Source organism: Allgaiera indica (genome assembly GCF_900106675.1).
In the GTDB taxonomy this organism is placed as follows: domain Bacteria; phylum Pseudomonadota; class Alphaproteobacteria; order Rhodobacterales; family Rhodobacteraceae; genus Acidimangrovimonas; species Acidimangrovimonas indica.
On the sequence record NZ_FNOB01000023.1, the window covers coordinates 1 to 21,261 of the forward strand.

The 21,261-nt window shown below is 64.8% G+C and carries 19 protein-coding genes, 1 tRNA gene and 4 pseudogenes; 13 read left to right on the forward strand and 11 right to left on the reverse strand.

The genetic code is table 11. The features are described 5' to 3' along the window. Together BLV97_RS16675 and glpK are read left to right on the forward strand one after the other, a co-directional pair. On the forward strand, positions 1-165 hold a 165-nt coding region (locus BLV97_RS16675), incomplete at its 5' end, for a glycerol-3-phosphate dehydrogenase C-terminal domain-containing protein (RefSeq protein ID WP_280138208.1). Beyond that, positions 162-1,646 carry a glycerol kinase GlpK gene (gene glpK / locus BLV97_RS16680; RefSeq protein ID WP_035840440.1) on the forward strand — a complete coding sequence of 495 codons (1,485 nt, stop codon included), beginning with the start codon at positions 162-164 and terminating at the stop codon, positions 1,644-1,646. The genes BLV97_RS16675 and glpK, both read left to right, overlap by 4 nt. A 187-nt stretch (positions 1,647-1,833) precedes the next feature. Here the strand turns inward: glpK and dapB are convergent, their stop codons facing one another. After that, on the reverse strand, positions 1,834-2,643 hold the full coding sequence (dapB, locus tag BLV97_RS16685) for a 4-hydroxy-tetrahydrodipicolinate reductase (RefSeq protein ID WP_035840443.1): 810 nt from the start codon (positions 2,641-2,643) through the stop codon (positions 1,834-1,836). Positions 2,644-2,770: 127 nt separating this feature from the next. On the opposite strand from dapB, the gene rbfA reads away from it, so the two are divergent. The 4 genes from rbfA to BLV97_RS16705 all read left to right on the forward strand — a co-directional run bounded on the left by rbfA (position 2,771) and on the right by BLV97_RS16705 (position 5,594). Next, positions 2,771-3,199, forward strand: coding sequence for a 30S ribosome-binding factor RbfA (gene rbfA, locus BLV97_RS16690; RefSeq protein ID WP_176992665.1), 429 nt, complete (start codon positions 2,771-2,773; stop codon positions 3,197-3,199). Positions 3,200-3,202: 3 nt separating this feature from the next. Further along, positions 3,203-3,955, forward strand: a complete 753-nt coding sequence (locus BLV97_RS16695) for a phosphodiester glycosidase family protein (protein WP_035840468.1) — start codon at positions 3,203-3,205, stop codon at positions 3,953-3,955. A 135-nt stretch (positions 3,956-4,090) separates the two neighbouring features. After that, the gene (truB, locus tag BLV97_RS16700; RefSeq protein ID WP_035840446.1) at positions 4,091-4,996 is read left to right on the forward strand and encodes a tRNA pseudouridine(55) synthase TruB; all 906 of its coding nucleotides are present in this window, start codon (positions 4,091-4,093) and stop codon (positions 4,994-4,996) included. 91 nt (positions 4,997-5,087) lie between these two features. Further along, positions 5,088-5,594, forward strand: a complete 507-nt coding sequence (locus BLV97_RS16705; protein WP_035840449.1) for a DUF1643 domain-containing protein — start codon at positions 5,088-5,090, stop codon at positions 5,592-5,594. Positions 5,595-5,705: 111 nt separating this feature from the next. Here BLV97_RS16705 and BLV97_RS16710 read toward each other — a convergent pair whose 3' ends face one another. Next, complete coding sequence (locus BLV97_RS16710; RefSeq protein WP_160169164.1) at positions 5,706-6,623, reverse strand: calcium-binding protein; 918 nt, start codon at positions 6,621-6,623, stop codon at positions 5,706-5,708. A 453-nt stretch (positions 6,624-7,076) separates the two neighbouring features. Here BLV97_RS16710 and rpsO point away from each other — a divergent pair, with 453 nt between their 5' ends. Further along, positions 7,077-7,346: a 30S ribosomal protein S15 gene (rpsO, locus tag BLV97_RS16715; protein WP_035840478.1), complete on the forward strand. Its 270-nt coding sequence runs from the start codon at positions 7,077-7,079 to the stop codon at positions 7,344-7,346. A 234-nt stretch (positions 7,347-7,580) separates the two neighbouring features. On the opposite strand, the gene BLV97_RS16720 is transcribed toward rpsO, so the two are convergent. After that, a complete protein-coding gene (locus BLV97_RS16720) occupies positions 7,581-7,808 on the reverse strand; it encodes a hypothetical protein (RefSeq protein WP_035840453.1) in 228 nt (75 codons plus the stop codon). A gap of 218 nt (positions 7,809-8,026) precedes the next feature. Here BLV97_RS16720 and pnp point away from each other — a divergent pair, with 218 nt between their 5' ends. Both pnp and BLV97_RS16730 read left to right on the forward strand, forming a co-directional pair. Beyond that, a complete protein-coding gene (gene pnp / locus BLV97_RS16725; RefSeq protein WP_035840455.1) occupies positions 8,027-10,171 on the forward strand; it encodes a polyribonucleotide nucleotidyltransferase in 2,145 nt (714 codons plus the stop codon). 92 nt (positions 10,172-10,263) lie between these two features. After that, complete coding sequence (locus tag BLV97_RS16730; protein ID WP_035840480.1) at positions 10,264-11,424, forward strand: TIGR03862 family flavoprotein; 1,161 nt, start codon at positions 10,264-10,266, stop codon at positions 11,422-11,424. 4 nt (positions 11,425-11,428) lie between these two features. Here the strand turns inward: BLV97_RS16730 and BLV97_RS16735 are convergent, their stop codons facing one another. Together BLV97_RS16735 and BLV97_RS16740 are read right to left on the reverse strand one after the other, a co-directional pair. Next, positions 11,429-11,809, reverse strand: a complete 381-nt coding sequence (locus BLV97_RS16735) for an HIT domain-containing protein (protein WP_035840456.1) — start codon at positions 11,807-11,809, stop codon at positions 11,429-11,431. A 7-nt stretch (positions 11,810-11,816) separates the two neighbouring features. Beyond that, the gene (locus BLV97_RS16740) at positions 11,817-13,394 is read right to left on the reverse strand and encodes a DUF5928 domain-containing protein (protein WP_035840458.1); all 1,578 of its coding nucleotides are present in this window, start codon (positions 13,392-13,394) and stop codon (positions 11,817-11,819) included. A gap of 217 nt (positions 13,395-13,611) precedes the next feature. Between BLV97_RS16740 and BLV97_RS16745 the strand changes: the two genes are divergently transcribed. Next, positions 13,612-14,430 (forward strand): sulfotransferase family protein, encoded by an 819-nt coding sequence (locus tag BLV97_RS16745; protein WP_035840460.1) that lies wholly within the window; start codon positions 13,612-13,614, stop codon positions 14,428-14,430. A 23-nt stretch (positions 14,431-14,453) separates the two neighbouring features. On the opposite strand, the gene BLV97_RS16750 is transcribed toward BLV97_RS16745, so the two are convergent. Next, positions 14,454-15,698 (reverse strand): ATP-grasp domain-containing protein, encoded by a 1,245-nt coding sequence (locus BLV97_RS16750; RefSeq protein ID WP_210184803.1) that lies wholly within the window; start codon positions 15,696-15,698, stop codon positions 14,454-14,456. A gap of 627 nt (positions 15,699-16,325) precedes the next feature. Between BLV97_RS16750 and BLV97_RS16755 the strand changes: the two genes are divergently transcribed. Both BLV97_RS16755 and BLV97_RS16760 read left to right on the forward strand, forming a co-directional pair. Further along, positions 16,326-17,186: an FkbM family methyltransferase gene (locus BLV97_RS16755; protein WP_051645947.1), complete on the forward strand. Its 861-nt coding sequence runs from the start codon at positions 16,326-16,328 to the stop codon at positions 17,184-17,186. Further along, positions 17,171-18,019 (forward strand): glycosyltransferase family 25 protein, encoded by an 849-nt coding sequence (locus BLV97_RS16760; RefSeq protein WP_081824969.1) that lies wholly within the window; start codon positions 17,171-17,173, stop codon positions 18,017-18,019. The genes BLV97_RS16755 and BLV97_RS16760 overlap by 16 nt, the downstream gene beginning before the upstream one ends. A 105-nt stretch (positions 18,020-18,124) precedes the next feature. Here BLV97_RS16760 and BLV97_RS20895 read toward each other — a convergent pair. Together BLV97_RS20895 and BLV97_RS16765 are read right to left on the reverse strand one after the other, a co-directional pair. Then, positions 18,125-18,226 (reverse strand): annotated as a pseudogene (locus tag BLV97_RS20895) (IS5/IS1182 family transposase); the annotation flags it as partial. A gap of 19 nt (positions 18,227-18,245) precedes the next feature. Next, positions 18,246-19,556 (reverse strand): annotated as a pseudogene (locus BLV97_RS16765) (IS3 family transposase). Positions 19,557-19,689: 133 nt separating this feature from the next. On the opposite strand from BLV97_RS16765, the pseudogene BLV97_RS16770 reads away from it, so the two are divergent. Beyond that, positions 19,690-19,824, forward strand: a pseudogene (locus BLV97_RS16770) (IS256 family transposase); the annotation flags it as partial. Positions 19,825-19,857: 33 nt separating this feature from the next. Here the strand turns inward: BLV97_RS16770 and BLV97_RS16775 are convergent. The 3 genes and pseudogenes from BLV97_RS16775 to BLV97_RS16785 all read right to left on the reverse strand — a co-directional run. Beyond that, positions 19,858-20,019, reverse strand: a pseudogene (locus BLV97_RS16775) (transposase); the annotation flags it as partial. 414 nt (positions 20,020-20,433) lie between these two features. After that, positions 20,434-20,509, reverse strand: a tRNA-Ala gene (locus BLV97_RS16780). A gap of 91 nt (positions 20,510-20,600) precedes the next feature. After that, positions 20,601-21,251, reverse strand: coding sequence for a hypothetical protein (locus tag BLV97_RS16785; RefSeq protein WP_143037568.1), 651 nt, complete (start codon positions 21,249-21,251; stop codon positions 20,601-20,603). Positions 21,252-21,261: the final 10 nt, after the last annotated feature.

The following is a 21,261-nucleotide window of genomic DNA, read 5'->3' on the forward strand; positions in this document are numbered from 1 at the left end:
GGCGCCTCCCTGACCGAGGCCGAGGTCCGCTGGCTCATCGACCACGAATTCGCCCGCGCCGCAGACGATATCCTCTGGCGAAGAACAAAGCTGGGGCTCAGAATGAACCACGAGGAGGTTGCCGCACTCGACACCTGGATGCGGCTAAAAGCGGAGGCGGCATGAGTCATATTCTGGCGATCGACCAGGGCACCACGTCCAGCCGGGCGATCCTGTTCGACACGGCGCTGAACGTCATCGACACGGCGCAAGAGGAGTTTCCCCAGCATTTCCCCCATTCCGGCTGGGTCGAGCACGACCCTGCGGATATCTGGGACACCACGCTGCGCAGTTGCCGGGCGATGGCGCGCAAGGTGGGCGACGGGGGGATCGCCGCGATCGGGATAACCAATCAGCGCGAAACCACGCTGCTGTGGGACCGCGCCACCGGCAAGCCGCTGCACCGCGCGATCGTCTGGCAGGACCGGCGCACAGCGGACACCTGCGCCCGGCTGCGCGACGCGGGGCACGAGGATATCGTGCGCGCGCGCACCGGGCTTTTGCTCGATCCCTATTTCTCGGCCACCAAGCTTGCCTGGCTCCTGGACAACATCGAAGGCGCGCGGGCCCGGGCCGAGGCCGGCGAGCTGGCCTTCGGCACCGTCGACAGCTACCTGATCTGGCAGCTGACCGAAGGTCGCGTCCATGCCACCGACGCGACCAACGCGGCGCGCACCATGCTGTGCGACATCACCACCGGCGACTGGGACAGCGAGATCTGCGCGCTGCTTGAAATCCCGATGTCGGTGCTGCCCGAGATCCGCGACTGCGCGGCCGATTTCGGCACGACCACGCTGCTGGGCGGGAAGATCCCGATCCTCGGGGTGGCGGGTGACCAGCAGGCCGCGACCATGGGCCAGGCCTGCTTTCGCCCCGGCATGGTGAAATCGACCTATGGCACCGGCTGCTTCGCCCTGGTCAACACCGGTGACCGGATGGTGCATAGCGAAAACCGCCTGCTGTCCACGGTTGCCTACCGGCTGAACGGCCGCACGACCTATGCGCTGGAAGGATCGATCTTCATCGCGGGCGCCGTGGTGCAATGGCTGCGCGACGGGCTGGGACTGATCGAGACCGCCGCCCAGACCCAGCCGATGGCCGAGAAGGCCGACCCCGAACAGGCGGTGTATCTGGTGCCCGCCTTCACCGGTCTTGGCGCGCCCTATTGGGATCCGGACGCGCGCGGCGCGATCTTCGGCCTGACCCGCGGCACCGGCCCGAACGAGGTGGCGCGCGCGGCGCTGGAAAGCGTGGGCTACCAGACCCGCGACCTGATGGAGGCGATGGCCGCAGACATGGGGCGGGACGGCAACAGTGGCAGTGGCGAGGTGCTGCGCGTCGACGGCGGCATGACGGCAAGCGACTGGACCATGCAGTTCCTGGCCGACATCCTGGGCGCCGAGGTCGACCGCCCCCGCGTTCTGGAAACCACGGCGCTGGGCGCAGCCTGGCTGGCGGGAATGCAGGCGGGCCTGTGCCCCGGGCCGGACGGCTTCGCCGAAACCTGGGCGCTCGATCAGCGGTTCAAGCCGCAAATGGCGGAGGAACGGCGCGACGTGCTCTATGCCGGCTGGAAGGACGCGGTGCGCCGTACCCTCTCTGGCTGACCCCGCATCATTCCGGCCAGGCGGAGCGCCTGCTGTCGTGCGGATGTCAGCGGCGGGGGCGCTGCCCCCTGCACCCCCGGCGTTTTTGGGAACAATGAAAGAAGGGGCTCCTTGCCTTCACTATGGCACAGGTATCGCTTGGGGGGCCGGGGATGTGAAAGCCCCGGCGCCGAAACCCGCAAGCCCCCTATAGGCCCAGCACGTCCATCATGTCGTATTCGCCGGGCGCCTGGTCCTGCGCCCAAAGCGCCGCCTTCAGCGCGCCGCGGGCGAACAGCGCCCGGTCGGTCGCCATGTGGCGCAGCGCGATGCGTTCGCCGGCGCCGTAGAAGATCACCTCATGCTCGCCCACCACATCGCCGCCCCGCACCGCGGAGAAACCGATATGACCGCGCTCGCGCGCGCCGGTGATGCCGTCGCGGCCGCGGTCGGAAACCGTGTCCAGATCCACGCCGCGGCCTTCCGCCGCCGCCGCGCCCAGCATCAGTGCCGTGCCCGAGGGCGCATCGACCTTGTGGCGATGATGGGCCTCGACGATCTCGATGTCGAAATCGGCATCCAGCGCCGTCGCGACCTGGCGGGTCAGGCGCACCAGCAGGTTGACGCCCAGGCTCATGTTGCCGGCGCGCACGATCGGCGCATGATGGGCGGCCTTGCCGATCTTCTCGATATCCTCGGGCGCCAGGCCGGTGGTGCCGATCACATGCACCGCGCGGGCCTGCGCGGCCAGCTTGGCAAATTCCACCGTCGCCGCCGGAGCGGTGAAGTCGAGCACCGCTTGCGCCCTGGCGAAGGCCTCGAGCGCGTCGTCGGTCACCGTGACGCCGACCTCGGCACCGCCCATCGCCGTGCCCACGTCGCGGCCGATCCAATCATGGCCCGGGCGCTCCAGGCAGCCGACAAGCCGCGCCTTGTCGCTTTCCAGGACGGTGCGGATCAACATCTGCCCCATCCGTCCCGACGCCCCGGTCACAACGATCCCCGGCAATTCGCCCATGACATGCTCCCTCATCCGAACGGCCCAGCGCCGCGCGCACCCAGCCCTTGCGGCGAGGCTTAGCCGTTTCCGCGCGCCATGGCAAAGCCCGGTTGCCGCGGCGATCGAAACGGCCTAGATGGACGCCATGGCAAGCAACCGCTTCAATACCGGCCCGGGCCCCTCGCAACGCCAGCTTCGCGTGGGCGAGCTGATCCGGCGCACCCTGTCCGACGTGCTGTTGCGCGGCGACGTGCACGACCCCGAACTCAACCGCCTGTCGATCACCGTGGGCGAGGTCCGCTGCACCCCCGATCTGAAGGTCGCGACCGCCTATGTCATGCCGCTGGGCGGCGAGGGCGTGGACGAGGCGCTGGCCGCGCTGCGCCGCAACCGCAAGGAATTGCGCCATCTGGTATCGCGCGAGATGACGCTGAAATACGCGCCCGAACTGCGCTTTGAGATCGACAAGACCTTCGATCAGATGGACGAGACCCGCCGTCTTTTCGCCGACGAGACCGTCCGCCGCGACATCGCCGCACGAGACGACGAAGGCGGCGCGGAAGGGACGGACTGAATGCTGCGGGCCGCCGCGATCGCCCTGCTGCCGGCATTGCTGTCGCCGGCTGCGAAGGCGGCGTCACCGGCCGGGCCTTGCCGCGACACCTCGTTCCAGGGGCGGGCCTACACGATTTGCACCGTGCATGCGGGCGACGATCTTCGGATCTGGCAGAACACCCCCGACGGCACGCCCTATGGCTCATTCGAGCGGGTGGGCGCGAAGTTGGGCGCCGACGGCAAGCAACTGGCCTTCGCCATGAACGCGGGCATGTTCCATGCCGATCGCCAGCCGGTGGGCCTGACGGTGATCGACGGCCAACAGGTCCACGGCATCGTCACCTCGGCCGGGCCGGGCAATTTCGGGATGCTGCCGAACGGGGTGTTCTGCATCAAGGGTCGTGGCCAGGGCTTTGCGGTGATCGAAAGCCGCGCATTCGCCAAATCGCCACCGTCCTGCCGCTACGCCACCCAATCGGGGCCGATGCTGGTTATCAATGGGGCGCTGCACGCCCGCTTCATGCAGGATTCGCCCTCGCTTCACCTCCGCAATGGCGTGGGCGTCAGCGCCGACGGCAAGACCGCCTATTTCGCGATCTCGAACCAGCCGGTCAGCTTCCACGATTTCGCGTCCCTCTTTCGCGACGATCTGCACACGCCCGACGCGCTCTATCTCGACGGATCCATCTCGCGTCTCTATGCGCCGGGGCTGGGGCGCGAGGACGCGGGCCTGCCGATCGGTCCGATCGTGGGCATGGTGATCGGGCGGGGCTGAGGGCGGCGAAGGCCACGGCGCCCCGGGCGCCCCCGCGGCGCCCCCGCGCCCGAGCCTTCGCGTGCCCCCACCTGGCTGCGGTTGACCCACGCCGCCTGCCGCGCTAGCAGGCACATCGCCGCGACGGAGGGTATCATGGGACGCAAACGCAAGGGGCGCGACATTTCGGGCTGGCTGGTGGTCGACAAGCCGGCAGGCGTGACCTCGACCGCTGTCGTGAACAAGGTCCGCTGGGCATTCGACGCCCGGAAGGCGGGCCATGCGGGCACGCTTGACCCGGCGGCGACGGGGGTGCTGGCAGTGGCCCTGGGCGAGGCGACGAAGACCGTGCCCTATATCACCGACGCGCTGAAATGCTACCGCTTCCAGGTGCGTTTCGGCGCGGCCACCACCACCGACGATGCCGAGGGCGAGGTGATCGAAGCCGCCGACAGCCGCCCCTCGGACGACGAGATCCGCGCCGCTCTGGCCGCCTTCCGGGGCGAGATCGAGCAGGTCCCGCCGCAATTCTCGGCCGTGAAGGTTGATGGTGCGCGGGCCTATGATCTTGCCCGCGACGGCGAAGAAATGGAACTGGCCGCGCGCGCGCTATGGGTTGAAAGCCTGGAACTGATCGCCCGCCCCGACGCCGATCACGCAGAGCTGGAGATGGTCTGCGGCAAGGGCGGCTATGTGCGCGCGATCGCCCGCGACCTGGGCCGGGCGCTGGGCTGCCTGGGCCATGTCGCCTGGCTGCGGCGCACCTGGTCGGGCCCGTTCGACGCGGACGACGGGCTAGGCCTGGACGAGATCGACGCAAAGGCGCGCAGCGAGGCGCTGGACGCCCGCCTTCTGCCACTGGAAACCGGCCTGGCCGACCTGCCGGAGCTGAAGGCCACGCCCGAGGGCGCGGCGCGGCTGCGCAACGGCAACCCCGGCATGGTATTTGCCTCGGACCTGGAATACGGCGACGAGGCCTGGGCCAGCTTCAAGGGCCGCGCGATCGCCGTGGGCAGCTACCGGGCCGGCGAGTTGCACCCAAGCCGGGTGTTCAACCGCTAATCTCCTTTCCGGCCCGAATTTACCGGGGGTCCGGTGGCAAGGCCCCGGCCAGCCCCTTGCACCCTGCCCGGCGCCGCGCGAAACATCACGCATGATCACCCGCACCCATACCAAGGGCGACGCGCCCTCGACCGCCGTCTATTCCGATTGCGAAAGCTACCGCTACCTGCTGACCCGTACCTGGGATCCGGCGGGGCGGAAGGCGCTGTTCATCATGCTCAACCCGTCGACCGCGACCGAAATGCAGAACGACCCCACGGTCGAGCGCTGCGAACGCCGCGCCCGGACATTGGGGTTCGGCGCCTTCCGCGTGTGCAACATCTTCGCGTGGCGCGACACCGACCCTCGCAAGATGCGCGCGGCCCCCGATCCGGTCGGGCCGGGAAACGATACCGCGATCCTCGAAAGTACCGGCTGGGCCGACCGGATCGTCTGCGCCTGGGGCAGCCATGGCGCGCATCTCGACCGCGGCGCCCGGGTCGAGGCGCTGCTGCGCGCCACCAGGCTGCCGCTTTATCATCTGGGTCTGACGAAGGCGGGGCAGCCGAAGCATCCGCTTTACATCGGCTACGACAGGCAGCCCGAACTTTGGACCTGACCGGCGCCCTGGGGCCGGGGCCCGCACGTCGGAAGGAAACGCTGGGCCGGCGTCGCGCCCGCCCGGTGGAACCGCACCGCCCCGACCGTTACCCCGGGCGGCTGCGGCGCGTCAGGCGGCCTGGGGATTGTTCAGCGCCCGCAGCGTGACGTCGTGTGGGCTAAGCCCTTCTCCGTTGGCCACCTCGGCCACCCGCATCCCGTCGAGCGAAAGAAAGACCGAGCCATCCTCATGGGCGGCGTCTATGCTCAGACGCGGGTCAGGATGCGCTGCGGGATCATAGACCAGCACGAGTTGGTCCTCGGCGGGATCGTAATCATGGATCATCGCGGGGCCCGCCGTTCCCCATTCGCCAAACGCGAAGATGTCGGCGCCTTCTCCGCCTGTCGCGTGGTCAAGCGCGCCCAGAACCAGCAGGTCATCGCCCGTACCGCCGTTGAGGTAATCCACCCCGTCGTGTTCGCCCGCGACCGCGAAGGGATCGGCGCTGCCGCCGCTCAGGATCAGGTCGTTCCCATCGCCCCCGTCGATGGTGTCGGCACCGAAGCCGCCGATCAGGTGATCGTCGCCGCCGTTGCCCTGAAGCGCATCGTCGCCGGCCCCGGCCAGCAGGCTGTCGGCCCCCGCGCCACCGATCAGCGCGTCGTGCCCGGCGCCGCCGATCAGCAGATCATCCCCGTTCTGGCCCGCCAGCATGTCGTTTTCTGCGCCGCCCCGCAATTGATCGTCGCCGTCGCCGCCAACCAGCGTGTCACGGCCGGATTCGCCGGCCAAGCTGTCAGCCCCATCTTCGCCCACCAGCCAATCATTTCCCGCGCCGCCCGACAGGCTGTCGTCGCCCGCGCGCCCGTTTATCTGATCGTCCGCACCCAGCCCCTCGATCGTGTCGTTGCCTTCCTGGCCCGACAGGATATCCTGGCCCTCGGTGCCTTCCAGCGCGATGCCAGCCGCTGCCGTTACCTCCATGTCCTGCGTCGAAGCCGTTTCATTGGCTGGAAGATCCGCTTCGCCAAGCACGTAGTCGAGCATGCTGCTAGCCGCGGACTCCTCGCCTTGCCCGAGGTCGCCGCCCCCGTCGCCGGATTCGTCCGACTCGGGCGATGGTTCTTCCTGCTCCGCCCCTGCAAGATCGGCGAAGATCCCCATCGCCAACATTCCCAGCAAACCTGCCAGCCCCAACATACCCACACCTCCGCTTCCGCCACCCCGGCGGGTTTCGTTAACCAAGAATTTTGTTAACTATTTGACATCATACATATTTTGTCGCATTCGAAGGTGGCCCAAACATGGCAGGCGAAGCATGAAATAGCTAAAATTCTATCGATCCGCCGTTCCGAGGCCGGGGCATGCGCGCCGGGGGCTTTTCTTTTCCGGCCAGAGCGCTTATACGCCCCCGATCCGCCATTCGGGCGGCTTACTCCAAGGGCCCTGCTGGACGACATCCCGGCTTGTGCCATGACCCTTTCGAAGAAGGAGACCCCGATGTCGATCACGGCAGAAGAGAAGACCCGCCTCATCAAGGAATTCGGCACCAAGGAAGGCGACACCGGCTCACCCGAAGTGCAGGTGGCGATCCTGACCTCGCGCATCTCCACGCTGACCGAGCATTTTAAGAGCCACAAGAAGGACAACCATTCGCGCCGTGGCCTTTTGATGATGGTCGCGCAGCGCCGCAAGCTGCTGGACTATCTGCGTGGCAAGGACGAGGCGCGCTACAAGGACCTGATCAGCAAGCTCGGCATTCGCCGTTAAGCTGTTCGACAGTCAATAGAGAACGCCCGTTCCCGCAGGAGCGGGCGTTGTGCTTTGTATTGGCCCGTCACCGTTCGCCGCATTCGGGCGCGCGACTACGGTGCCCTTCTGGGCAAAGATGCGCATCCGGTTCTGCCCCTCTCGGCACGGGATGGAGTGTGGTGGCGCCCCTGTCATGTACAATGAATCTCATGCCATGAATTTTCGCCGAAAATTCAATGCCCTCTCGGCAAATCATACCAGCCTTCGGATCGCGCCACGCTGGCAGATGACCACGAACTGCCCACCACATTCGAGCAGGCAAAATCCCCGGGCGCGCACTTCCGCGATTAGCCGCTCGCGCCCGATCTCATGCTCCACCCAGGCGACCGATCTGCGGATCACGCCGCCCCGGGTAACCGCCTTCGCGGCGAACATGTGCTCGATCCAGCACTCGGACTGGTGATGTACACCGATTTCCATAGCCGCAAGAGCATCGCAAAAGGGCTAACGCGCGGTTAACGACCGCCGAGACGGCTTTCCAAAGGCCGGGATTTCCTGTATGGCCCGCCCATCTGAGACGTGACGCCTTTGGGCCCCCGGGCGCGTGCAAGAAGGATTGGGGGCGGCGGCAATGGGGCCGCCAGCAAGAACGGGAGACCCGGCAGGGGCCGGGAGCGCTCCCTTACAGGATACGCTAGATGTTCAACGAAGTGAAAAAATCCATCCAGTGGGGCGAAGAGACGCTTACGCTGGAGACCGGCAAGGTTGCCCGCCAGGCCGACGGCTCGGTCATCGCCACGCTGGGCGAGACCTCCGTCATGGCCAACGTGACCTTTGCCAAGGAACCGAAGCCGGGGCAGGACTTCTTCCCGCTGACGGTTCACTACCAGGAAAAATACTACGCGGCCGGCAAGGTGCCCGGCGGCTTCTTCAAGCGCGAAGCCCGGCCCTCGGAAAAGGAAACCCTGACCGCGCGGCTGATCGACCGTCCCTGCCGCCCTCTGTTCGTCCCCGGCTTCAAGAACGAAGTGCTGGTGATGTGCACGGTGCTGTCGCATGACCTGGTGAACGAGCCCGATATCGTGGCGATGATCGCGGCCTCGGCCGCGCTGACGATCTCGGGCGTTCCCTTCATGGGCCCGATCGCCGGCGCCCGCGTGGGCTACGCCAACGGCGAATATGTCCTGAACCCCGAAGTCGACGACATGCAGAAGCTGCGCGACAATCCCGAGCAGCGCCTGGACCTGGTCGTCGCGGGGACCAAGGATGCCGTGATGATGGTGGAATCCGAGGCCTACGAGCTGTCGGAAGCCGAAATGCTGGGCGCGGTGAAATTCGGCCACGAGCAGATGCAGCCGGTCATCGACCTGATCGTCGACCTCGCGGAAGCCGCGGCGAAAGAGCCGTTCGACTTCCAGCCGCCCGACTACAGCGCGCTCTACGCCAAGGTGAAGGCCGCGGGCGAAACCCAGATGCGCGCCGCCTTCGCGATCCGCGACAAGCAGGAACGGACCGAGGCGATCTCGGCTGCGCGGGCCGCGATCAAGGAAGCGCTGAACGAGGAAGAGCAGGCGGATCCGAACCTCGGTTCGGCCTTCAAGAAGCTCGAATCCTCGATCCTGCGCGGCGACATCATCTCGGGCGGCGCACGGATCGACGGTCGCGACCGCACCACGGTGCGGCCGATCGTGTCGGAAGTGGGCCTGCTGCCGCGCACCCATGGCTCGGCGCTGTTCACCCGCGGCGAAACCCAGGCGCTGGTGGTCACCACGCTGGGCACCGGCGAGGACGAGCAGATCATCGACGCCCTGCACGGCAACTCCCGCTCGAACTTCCTGCTGCACTACAACTTCCCGCCCTACTCGGTCGGCGAAGCCGGTCGCGTGGGCCCTCCGGGCCGTCGTGAAATCGGGCATGGCAAGCTGGCGTGGCGCGCGCTGCAGGCGGTTCTTCCGGCGGCGACCGACTTCCCCTACACCATTCGCCTGGTGTCGGAGATCACGGAATCGAACGGCTCTTCGTCGATGGCCACGGTCTGTGGCGCAAGCCTTGCGATGATGGATGCGGCGGTGCCGCTGAAGGCACCAGTCGCCGGTGTGGCCATGGGCCTGATCCTTGAGGACGACGGCCAGTACGCCGTGCTGACCGACATCCTTGGCGACGAGGATCACCTCGGCGACATGGACTTCAAGGTCGCGGGAACCGAGGACGGCATCACCAGCCTGCAGATGGACATCAAGGTCGCGGGTATCACGCCCCAGATCATGGAACAGGCGCTTGCGCAGGCGAAAGACGGCCGGATGCACATCCTGGGCGAGATGTCGAAGGCGCTGAGCGAAGGCCGGAGCGAATTCTCGGCCCACGCGCCGCGCATCGAGACCATGCAGATCCCGACCGACAAGATCCGCGAAGTGATCGGTTCGGGCGGCAAGGTGATCCGCGAGATCGTCGAGGTCTCGGGCGCCAAGGTCGACATCAACGACGACGGCGTGATCAAGATCGCCTCGGCCAATGGCGAAGCGATCCAGAAGGCCTATGACATGATCCATTCGATCGTGGCCGAGCCGGAAGAAGGCAAGATCTATACCGGCAAGGTCGTGAAGCTGGTCGATTTCGGTGCCTTCGTGAACTTCTTCGGAAAGCGCGACGGCCTGGTCCATGTCAGCCAGATCGCCAACAAGCGCCTCAACCACCCGTCCGACCTGCTCAAGGAAGGCCAGGAGGTGAAGGTCAAGCTGCTTGGCTTCGACGATCGGGGCAAGGTGCGCCTTGGCATGAAGATGGTCGATCAGGAAACCGGCGAGGAAATCGCGCCGGAGCGCAACAAGGAAGACGCCGAGTAATCGGCCAGAGCTTGGACTGAACCAGGCCCCGGCGGTTGCGCCGGGGCCTTTTTCGCTGGCAGATGGGCGGCATGGGCGAAACGGCGGAACAGATCGACGCGCTGGTGGTCGGCGCGGGACCGGCGGGGCTGATGGCGGCCGAACAGATGGCCCGCGCCGGGCGCCGCGTCGTGGTGGCCGAAGCGATGCCCAGCCCCGGACGCAAGCTGTTGATGGCCGGCAAGTCGGGGCTGAACCTGACAAAGGACGAAGATTTCGCCGCGTTCCTGTCGGCCTATGCCGACGCCGGGGATTGGCTGGCGCCGATGCTGAAGGGCTTCGGCCCCGACCAGGTGGCGCCCTGGGCCGAGGGGCTGGGGCAGACCCTGTTCGTGGGCTCGTCAGGCCGGGTGTTTCCCAAGGCGATGAAGGCCTCGCCGCTGCTGCGCGCCTGGCTTGCACGGCTGGGGGATGCCGGGGTCACGCTGCGCCGCCTCTGGCGCTGGACCGGATTTCGTGAAGAGCGCCTGGCCTTCACCACGCCCGAGGGGCCGCGCCTGATCGCCCCGCGCGTCACGGTGCTGGCGCTTGGGGGCGCCAGCTGGTCGCGGCTGGGGTCCGATGGGGCTTGGGCGCCCTGGCTGGCGGATCGGGGGGTGGAAATCGCCCCCTTCGCCCCTGCCAACATGGGCTTTCGCGTGGCCTGGTCCGACCATATGGCGCGCCATTTCGGCCAGCCGGTGAAGGGCGTGGCGCTGAACGCCGGGGGCCAGCACCTGCGCGCCGAATTCGTGATCTCGGCCCGGGGCATCGAGGGCGGCGGGATCTATGCCCTGTCGCGCGCGCTGCGCGAAGGCGCGACGCTGGTGCTGGATCTCGCCCCCGACCGCGACCACGACGCACTGGCGGCAAAGCTTGCCGGGCGGGGCAAGGAAAGCCTGTCGAACCGGCTGCGCAAGGCGGGGCTTTCGCCGCTGCAGATCGCGCTGGCGCAGGAGGTCGCGCGCCCCCTGCCCCGCGATCCCGCCGCCTTGGCCGGCCTGTTGAAGGCGCTGCCCCTGCCGCTGGCCGGCCCCCGCCCGCTGGACGAGGCAATATCGGTCGCCGGCGGGATCACCCGCGCCGCCCTGACCGATGGGCTGCAACTGCGCGTCCTGCCCGGCGTCTTCGCCGCCGGCGAGATGCTGGATTGGGAGGCCCCGACCGGCGGTTACCTGCTGACCGCCTGCCTGGCGACCGGCCGCTGGGCCGGGCGCGCGGCGGCGGAATACTGAGCGCCTATTCGGGTTGCGGAAGCATCCGCCCCAGCCGCCGCCCGCCCAGGATATGGACATGCAGATGCGGCACCTCCTGCACGCCATGCGCGCCCGCGTTCGATATCGCCCGGAAGCCCTGGCCCTGATCCAGCGTCACACCCGTCATCTCGCAGACGCGGCCGATGGTGCGGGTGAAGTCGACGATCTCGGCATCCGTCGCTTCGCGCGCGAAATGGTCATAGCTGACATAGGCGCCCTTGGGGATCACCAGGACGTGCACAGGCGCCTGCGGGCCGATATCGTGAAAGGCCAGGCTGTGTTCGGTTTCCAGCACGGTCTTGATGGGGATCTCGCCGCGCAGGATCTTGGCGAAAACATTCTGGTCGTCGTAGCTGTAGGGCATTCTGTCCTCAATCGGCAAAGAGGTTCGGGGTCGCCGCGATCTGATGCGCCTGATCCTCGGACACACCGAGGAAGGCGGCAAGCGACACGGAATTCTCGGCCACCGAAGCACGTTCGCGCAGCCGATGGAAGCCCGTGAAACCGGCATCGCGGATGCGGTCGCTTTCGAAGGACACGTCTTGCCGGATCGTCGGCAGCAGCCGCTCCAGCACGTCCGGAGGCGTATTGTCCCCCGCCAGCCCGATCCGCCGGGCGTGGCCGACAAGATAGGCTTCGGACAGCTCGCACTGGATCTCCAGCACGCGGGTGGTGGCTTGGTCCGCGTAGAAATCCTGCATCAGATCCAGGTTCGCCGTATCCATGCAGATGATCAGCTTGTCCGTCTGATAATAGTCGAACAGCATCCGCACCAATGCCCGCCGGTGGCGGGTGCGTTTTTCCAATGTGATCTCCAGCCCGCCCAGATCGGGCAGCGGCGTTTTCTCTTCGTTGAAGAGATAGTCGACCGCGGGCAGCCCGGTGACCTGGCGCATCCGTTCGACCACGCCCTTGGCGACATGCCATTTCTTGCTGGTCACGATCATCAGTTCGCGTTCGCGGCCCAGGCTGGTCTCGGTCTCCCAGAAACGCGGGGCGAAGCGGCGCCCGACACGGCCGCGCCCCGTCAGGAACTCGAACAGTTGCCGCCCCTCGTTCGAGATCGGGAAGGTCACGCCCTTGGCCGTGTATAACTGTCCCAGCCGCGCCTTCAGCTCTGTCGCGTCGGGAGATATCTTGCGCGCGAACAGGTAATCCTGCCCCAGAAGCAGATCGAAATGGTCGTTGTAGAAGGTCACCGGCATTCCGTAATCGGTGAACAGCAGGAAGGTCAGGCTGCGGCTCTGGATCTGATCCGTGGGGATCAGATGGCGCACAAGGGTCTGAAAGAATGTCTCGTCCGGGATCCAGGTGGTACGAAAGAAGCGCAGCACATCGGGGCGCTCGCGCAGGAATTGCAGGATCTCCTCGATGGTGCGGCGGCGCAGGCACCACCATTGGCTGCCGATCTGCACCTGCAGGTCTTCCGGGATCTTGCGTTTCAGCCGTAGCCAGCGCTGCATCTTCAATGCCCAGTAGAACAGTCGCTTGTGCTTGCGCTCGTTTAGATAGTGGCGATAGTTCAGCCGGTCTTCCTTCAGCCCGGTCTTGATCCAGCCAGAGGTGAAGAAATCGCAGCTTTCGATATAGTCGGCGTCCACGCGGCCCAGGAAATCATGCGCGTATTCGGCCGTCTTGATGACCATGCAATCGCCCGACAGCAGGTAGAAATGGGTCGCGTCGGGGAAGCTTTCCAGCGCCGCCTCGATCGCGTTCAGCGTCGCCTGCACCAGGCTCCATTCGCCCCAGCCGCAGCGCACCCGCTGGCGCGCGAAAGTGACGGCGGGTTTGTCCTTCAGCGCGGCGCGGATCTTGGCGTACTCCTGATCCGAGGCGCGGGCGTCGAAATGGATCGCCATGCAATCCCCGGCCGCGGTCAGGCGTTCGGCCTGGGCGATGATCCGGTCGGGATCCCTGTGACACAGCAATATGAAGGCGATCTTCGTCATCGCAGTGAACCTATCCCCGTCCTTGCCCCGTCCTAGGCCCGTCCCTGGCTGGTCGCGGACACGTCCTGGGCCGGTGCCTTGCCGGCCTCCTGCCCCATTCTTTCCCCAAAATAGCTGCATCAATTGTTGAAATGACAGGACTTGTTTGATTTTTTGTCGGGAATTGTGCGGGCGCTTGCCCGGGCGGCCCGGCCTGGGCCAGAGGAGGCACAAGAGCATGGGATTTCCGGGAACCTGGATGACCGAAAGCGAAAGCGTCGTCTACCGGGTGGTGCCGAAATGCGCCTGCTCGTCGATCGGGCAGATCCTGTATTATTCGGATCACGGGCGGTTCTTCGACGGTGACATCCACGATTCCACCGAAGGCCTGCACAAATGGGCGCAAGAGCACAGCCAGCCGCTGATCGAGGCCAATGCGCGCGCCCACAAATCCTATGCCTTCACCTGCGTGCGCAATCCCTACACCCGTATCCTGTCGTCCTTCTTCGACAAGATCTGCGGCATCCAGCGCAACGGCAAGCGCTACCGCGGCAAGCTGGTGCCGATGCTGGTGCAGAAATACGGCATCGAGGTCGGAGACCCCGAGACCGGTTTCGAATTCGACCAGATCGCCAGCTTCCGCCGTTTCCTGCTGTTCGCGCGCGACACGATCCGCTGGCGCAAGCCGATGGAGCCCGACATCCACTGGTCCGCGATGTCTGGCCATATCTCGACCTTCATCGCCAATGGCGGACATTACGACCACATCTTCTTCACCGAGAAATTCGACGAAGGGATGCAGGTCGTGCTCGACCATATCGAGACGCCCGTGAAGGTGGATCTGAAACAGGTGCCGCGGTTCAATGAAAGCGAAGGCCACGGGCCGAAACGTGCCCAACCGGTCGAGGCCTATTTCGACGATCTCTCGATGCATCTGGTACGCGAGATCTACAAGCGCGACTTCGAGCTGTTCAAATACGATTTCGACAACCCGGGCAACAAGATGCCGCTGGCCGAGGTCGACCTGGACGAGGTTCACGCCAAGCTGGGCAACTAGCGCCCGGGTCCCGGCCTCGGCGGTCAGGCCCCGAAAGCCAGATCGCGGAACGCCCGGAACAACCGGTGCACTGCGGGGCGCTTGTAGGGAAAGGTTTCCGCGTCGTCCATGTCATGGACGATCAGGGCGGTGTCGATCTCGAACACCAGCAGCCGGCCATCGGCGGTTTCGGCGCAGTCGAGGCCCCAGTAATCCAGGCCCACCCGCGCCTGCATCGCCGCGAAGGCGGCGGCGTGGCGATGGGCAAAACCACCCTCGTCGTCGAAGGTTTCGAACCATTCTCGCTCGGCGTCGCGACGGTCGGTGTTGCCGGACATTGCGGCCGACAGGTAATGCACGATCCAGTGGTCCGACAGTGCCAGATGCACCGGATAGGGCCGTCCGCCGATCAGCACGACGCGGGCCTTGGCGTAAAGGCCCTGCTTGCCGATGTATTCGACGAACGGGGCCAGATAGAAGGTGTGGGCCTCATTCACCATGAGGATCGCGCCCAGATGGTGATGATCGAGAACCCGTTCCATCCCCTCGCCGGCATGGGTGCCCACAGGGCGCAGCACCAACGGCCAGCACAACCCCGGATGCAGCCCTTCAAGCGGCGCGCCCGCCGCCACCGCCGCCAGCGCGGCACGTTCGGCGCGCAGGGTCGCTGGGCAGAGAACGCCGGGGATATCGGCCAGAAGCCGCGAGACGCCGTCGCGGGTAAGCCCGGCGATCCGCGCGGGATTTCCGTTCAGCATCCGTCCGCGATAGCTTTCCCTGATCGCGTCCAGCCGCGCCAGCGTGGCACGGTGGGCCGGCGCCTCGGCCACCCCCATCAGCAGCGCGTCATGGGGCGGAAGATCGGTCAGGCTTTCGATGGTCTCATCCACATGGTGCGTCAGCAGCGTCACGTCCGACCCCGACAGCAGGAAATCGACCGGCGTGTTGGACATGAAATCCCCCGGCGTGACCAGCGCCAATAGGCGCGGGCCGGAGCCGTCACCATGCGGGGTGGCAAAGGTCGGGGACAGCGCCACCGCCTCGGCCCGCAGGGCGGCGGCCTCATCGGTGCGGCCGTGGCTTTGCAAGATGGTTGCCAGATCCATCAGCGCGGCGGCATCGGTCGGATCGGCATCGAGCCGGGCGATCATCGCATCGAACAGCGGCTGCAGATCCCGGCCCTCGAAGACCCGGCGCGCAACCGCGGCCATTCCCAGGGTGACCGGCTCGGTCCCGCGCGCCCCTGCACCCGCCCCGGTGACCGCCAAATCGTCCCTGTCGCCCCGCATCACGCCACATCCCCCTGTCCCGATGTCATTCGGGGGCAGTTTAGAAGCCCGCGCGCGGAACGTCTTGCCCAAAAGCACGATCGGCCCGCGAAGGGCAACCGGAGACCAAGATGATGTTCCAAGAAGCGCACGGACGGGCATTGAGTTCGCCATGCGCGACCTCCGGGCACCACATCGCTTTCGCGTTCCCTATCGTGCCGATCTGCTGCTATCTGGTAGAGGCGATGTCCGCCCGTCTGAACCGCGCCGGGTTTGCCGGAGGCTCCAACTCCTGCGCAGGATGGAGCATCATGAGCAAGGCGAGCGCGTATTTTGCGCGTCCGGTCACACCTTGTGATCCGCGTTCTGTATCTTCCTCCAGTTTTGGGCAGAGACCGCTCCAACAAGGAGACGGACAATGAAGCGGTCGAGGGTCAGCGAGGAGCAGACCATCAGATGAACAGCGCTTACGCTTTTACCGGGAGGTCCCTTGATGTTCCCGCTCTGAATGTGCTTCTTCACTCCTTGGAGTATGAAGTGAACAGCACTGGATCATCCCACGGAAGGGTCGAGCTCGCTCCGCGCAAGGAACTCTACTTCGGATGGGCGTCAACATCATGTGCGCCGGACAACAACGGGAGACCGACAATGCGTGCTGTACTTGCGCGCCTCAACAAGAAGAGGCTGTATCGACGCCATGCGCGCAAGGCGAATGCCGAGGCTTGGCAGAAGTACGCTGCGCTTTCTGCACAGGAGCGCGCGCTGATAGCCGCGACGCTTTCACATTTCCGTCCAGTTGAGACCGGGCACCCGCTTGTCAGGTGCGGTCCCAACCAGGACGGCGGGTACTTATTGCCCGACGATCTCGCAGGACTGACCGCGCTCTATTCCCCCGGAGTATCTGACACGACCGGTTTCGATTTGGAGATGGCAGAGAGCGGACTGGCATGCTTCCTGGCAGACGGTTCCGTCGACAGGCCTTCGCACCTCCATCCCAACATGCGGTTCGAGAAGATGATGATCGGGCCGGCAATGGCCGATGGCTACATGACCCTCGACTCCTGGGTGTCACGCACCGCGCCCTCGTCTGGCGACTTGCTGATGCAGATGGATATCGAAGGTTCAGAATATGACGTGCTACTCTGCGCGTCGGAGAAATTGCTGTCGCGATTCCGCATTATCGTTCTCGAGATGCATTTCATCGATCGCATGTTGTTCGGCCCCGATCGAGACAGGCTGGATAGGTTATTCCGGCATTTGGCCCGTACCCATGTCCTTTGCCACACGCACGTCAACAACGTTGCAGCGCCTGTCCGGATCGGCAAGGCACTCGTTCCGCCTTTCGTCGAGCTGACCTTTTTGCGTCTCGACCGAGTTTCGTTGGATGCCTGCCGGGAGGCGGAATATCCACATCCTCTGGACGTGGACAACATGCCGGATCTTCCCCCGGCATCGGCCATTCCATTTTGGCGATCTGAAGTGGATGATGACCGATGCAAGCATTCCTGATCAATCTCGACCGAGCGACAGAGCGCCGTGCATACATGCTGGGGGAACTGAAGCGTCTCTGGCCGGAATTGGTGGTGAACCGTGCGCTGGCTGTCGATATCAAGGCACCAGATTGGCAACCTCCAGCGCGATACCGACCGGGGAAGTGGCGCAGCGATCGCTGGGCCCTTGGCCCAAGCGACATTGAGATCTTTCGAAGTCACCTTGATTGCTGGGAGAAGATTGCGCGCTCAGATCAGCCAGGTCTTGTGTTAGAGGACGATCTTTTGTTCTCGGAACAGTTTCGTACATCGGTCGAGAAGATGGTGCAGCATCCCCACCCTGGCGTGATCCGGCTTGATGGATTGTCGCGTTCGTTGCTTCTGGAAGCCCCGATCGCTATCTGCCAAGATGTTGGGATCAGTAGATTGCGGAGTCTGGCACCAAGTAGCGCGGCCTATCTGCTATGGCCCCAGGCGGCTCAGGCACTGGTATCTACGGCATGGATCGCGCGTACGGTCGACGACTTTCTGTTCGACCCTTACCCTGCTGACCGCGGCACCCGAGGACATGGTCTGCCTGTGTGGCAGTTTGAGCCAGCACCATGCACTCAGGCGCAATTTGGCGGTTATGAGGGTGCGGAAAGGTCGATTCCCGAGTGCCTCAGGATTACCGAACGCAAGGATACCGTGATACGGAAGAACCGAAGGCTCAAGGGACCGCTTCTCTATCGGCTCCGAAAGGAGTTCCTGCGTATTCGCCAACGTAGACTTGAGGCTGCGCGGGTGCGACGCATTGTTGCAGACGGAGGCCGACATTGCCCAGCCCAACCGGCGCCCGGCTTATCTTGGTAATTGCGCTTCGCTTCCAAAGCTGTGGGGACTCTGATCGATTTTCCAAGACGAGGCATGTTTATTTCGGCTCACCCTAATCTGTGTGAATAGCCCTAGGGTCAGGCCTCATAGCCAATAGATGACGGTTGCAGCGAGTGCGATTGCTGAGAAGAAGACCTTCGGACAGCGGTCATATCTTGTTGCCACACGCCGCCAATCCTTGAGCCTGTGACCTGCCACGGGTCTTTCATCCAGCCGTGACCGGAACCCGGTTGGTGTTTACGCCGATCGGCGCAGGTTGAGCAATCGCCCGACGCGCGGAGCTATCATCTCGCGCAGCGGGGCGGGCGATTGCGGTGGTCAGGCTCCGCGCGTAGTCAGCCGGTGTCTGATAGTCCAAGGCCGAGTGCGGGCGTTCGGTGTTATAGTCGGCGGCCCAAGTGGCGATCACGATCCGCGCGTGGGCCAGGTTGCGGAACATGGTCTCGTTGAGCAACTCATCGCGCATCCGCCCGTTGAAGCTCTCCACGAAGCCGTGTCTCGCATCGGCCTGCCCGGCGCGATGTAGTGCCACTCGATCCGGTGGGTGGCTGCGAAGGTTAAGATCGCGTTACTGGTCAGTTCGGTGCCCCTCGCCATTGTCTCTCGGACCAATGGCGTTCCAATGGCTCGATCGCTGACGATCATTCCGGGTTTGCCGCGGCGTTCGATCAGGGCCGTCAGTTCACGCGCCACACGGCGCCCCGAGATCGAGGGTGAGCCATCGAGCCGCCATCGGTTCGAGGCCGATGGCGAACGGGATCGCAGCGAGGCACTCCCGGGTGACGTCGTCGACCACATTGAGCACCCGGAAGCGCTGGCCGTTGGCGAACTGGTCATGGACGAAATCCAGCCACCAGCGCGCATTGGGCCGCGCCTCGACCAGGATCGGGGCTCGCGTTCCGACAGCCTTGCGCCGCGCCTTCCGTTTGCGCACCGCCAGTGTCGTCGGGAAAACAGTCCCCCGGACTGTTTTCTGATCCTCCTCCATCCTCGCGGTAGAGCCGATAGATCCGGTTGATACCGGAAGGCTCGCCCTCGCGGCGCAACAGCACGTAGAGGCGCCGATAGCCGAACCGCCGACGCTCGTTGGCCAGCTCCCGCAACCGCCCGCGCAGCGCCGTGTCCGGCGCACGCTGCGTCTGGTAGCGGACCATCTTGCGATCCGCCCCGGCAATCCGGCACGCCCGCCGTTCCGAGAGCCTGAACTGGGCCCTCAGATGCGCGACCGCCTCGCGCTTCACGGCAGGCGTCACCGCTTTTTTGAAACCAGCTCCTTCATCGCCGCCAGATCCAACATCTGCTCGGCCAACAGCTTCTTCAGCTTCGCGTTCTCATCCTCGAGCGCCTTCAGCCGCTTCGCCTCCGACACCGTCGTGCCGCCGAACTTGGCCTTCCAGTTGTAGAAGGTGCCTTCCGACATGCCGTGCTTGCGGCACAGGTCCGCGCACTTCGCACCTGCCTCGTGCTCGGTCAGGATGCCGATGATCCGCTCGTCCGTAAATCGCGTTCGCTTCATTGTCCGTCCTCAAGTTGGCGCGGACTCTAATCGACGGTGGAGGAAAAATCCCGTGGCAGGTCACCTGCCGAACATGATCCCGATCCGGTTGCGTCGTTTGTTTGTATCGGCGCTTGTCATACTTCACAGTTTTCTTGCGCTGTTTCCGAGGCTGATGATGGCGACGCAGAAAAAATGGCGCAAACTCGATGGCCAAAACCGACTGTCGGAGATCATCCAGGGGGTCGAGTTCCGCGACGGTCTCTGCCACCTTCAAACCGCCGCCTGATCAAGCGTCACCAACTTTCGCGCATATCTCGTCGTAAGCGCTTGGAGCGTCACGCCATCGTAAGCCATTGAGATTGAAGAAGATAATTCCGATCAACACAGGTCGGCCATCGACCCCTGGTTTACCGTGTGACTTTGGGAAGAAAGGCTCAAGACGCGCCATCTGCGCGTCGCTCAGCCAGAAGAGATCAGACATGTTCACCGCTCGGTCTTCTAACCGTGAATCACGCCCCTACGCGGAAATCAATGGGTCCAGAGCCTAGAAAAATAGCAGACGCACGCGGAGATCAACGAAAAGAAGGAAACGAGGCGCCGGTCCTATGAGATTCGGCTCGCTAAGACACTAAAGGAAATGGCCGATCTTCAAGCGCTCCTGGGAGCTGAGCTTCGTGAGATAGATACCGACCGCCAATCTCTCGAAACAGACAGGGCGCACGGGGGCGTCGGAGAAGTTCGGGAAAAGCCTTGATGGAGTGACGGGATGACACAAGCGATCCAAGCTATCGCGGGCAGAACCGAAGCTGCCTACGCACAAAACAGGGTTTGAGTGGTGGACGCAAATTCCCGACCATTCCACCTCGTTGATTTTTCTGATCTTCTAAGGAGAACTTGGTGGAGTCGAGGGGGATCGAACCCCTGACCTCGTCATTGCGAACGACGCGCTCTCCCAACTGAGCTACGACCCCAACGGCGCGCTGTTTGGCGCATGAGACCGGCCTTGTCAAGCGCGTCGAATCCCTGATCCGCGCGCCATGCCCGTGACACCCGGGCATGGCCCTAGAAGGTGTTGATCGAAAAGCCGATGTAGGTCTCGCGCGCCTGCAGCTTGCGCCCCAGACGCAGGCTGTAGGGGGTATTTGGGAAACGGTAATCCAGCGTCACCGTCCTGTCGGCATAATGGGCGTTGTTGCCCACCGCCGCCAGTTCCAGGCTGACGCCGGATTTGTGGTTGAACTGGGCCAGGAAGAAATAGCCCGCGTCGATCGTGCTCAGATCGCTCAGCAGATAGAGGCTGCCCCAGGAGGTGGGATTGTAGCTTTCCGCCGCAACGGAAAGCCCGCCGCGCCAGGCGGAGGGGTGGCTATATTGCACCGCCGGCCCGAGGCTGAGCGTCACCGGAACCGACCCGAACTGGATCGGAAAACGCCACGATACGCGCCCGACCCAGTGAAATCCGCCGTTCCAATCCGAACGGCTCAGCGCGAATTGCACCCGCCCCCGCTGTACGGCCAGCACCCCACCGGTTGCGGTTCTTGAGCGGTCGAGCTGAAAGAACGTGCCGTCCGCCCGCGCAGGCATCGCGACCGCGACCGCCCCGGCAATGCTCAGCGCGGCCAGCGGCGCCCCCCAGGTTCCCATGCCACGGGTCAAGCGGCGTTCCTGCGCGCCGGCGCCGTTCCCCATGCCGCAATCCGTCCTCCTGGTCATCGCCGCGTTC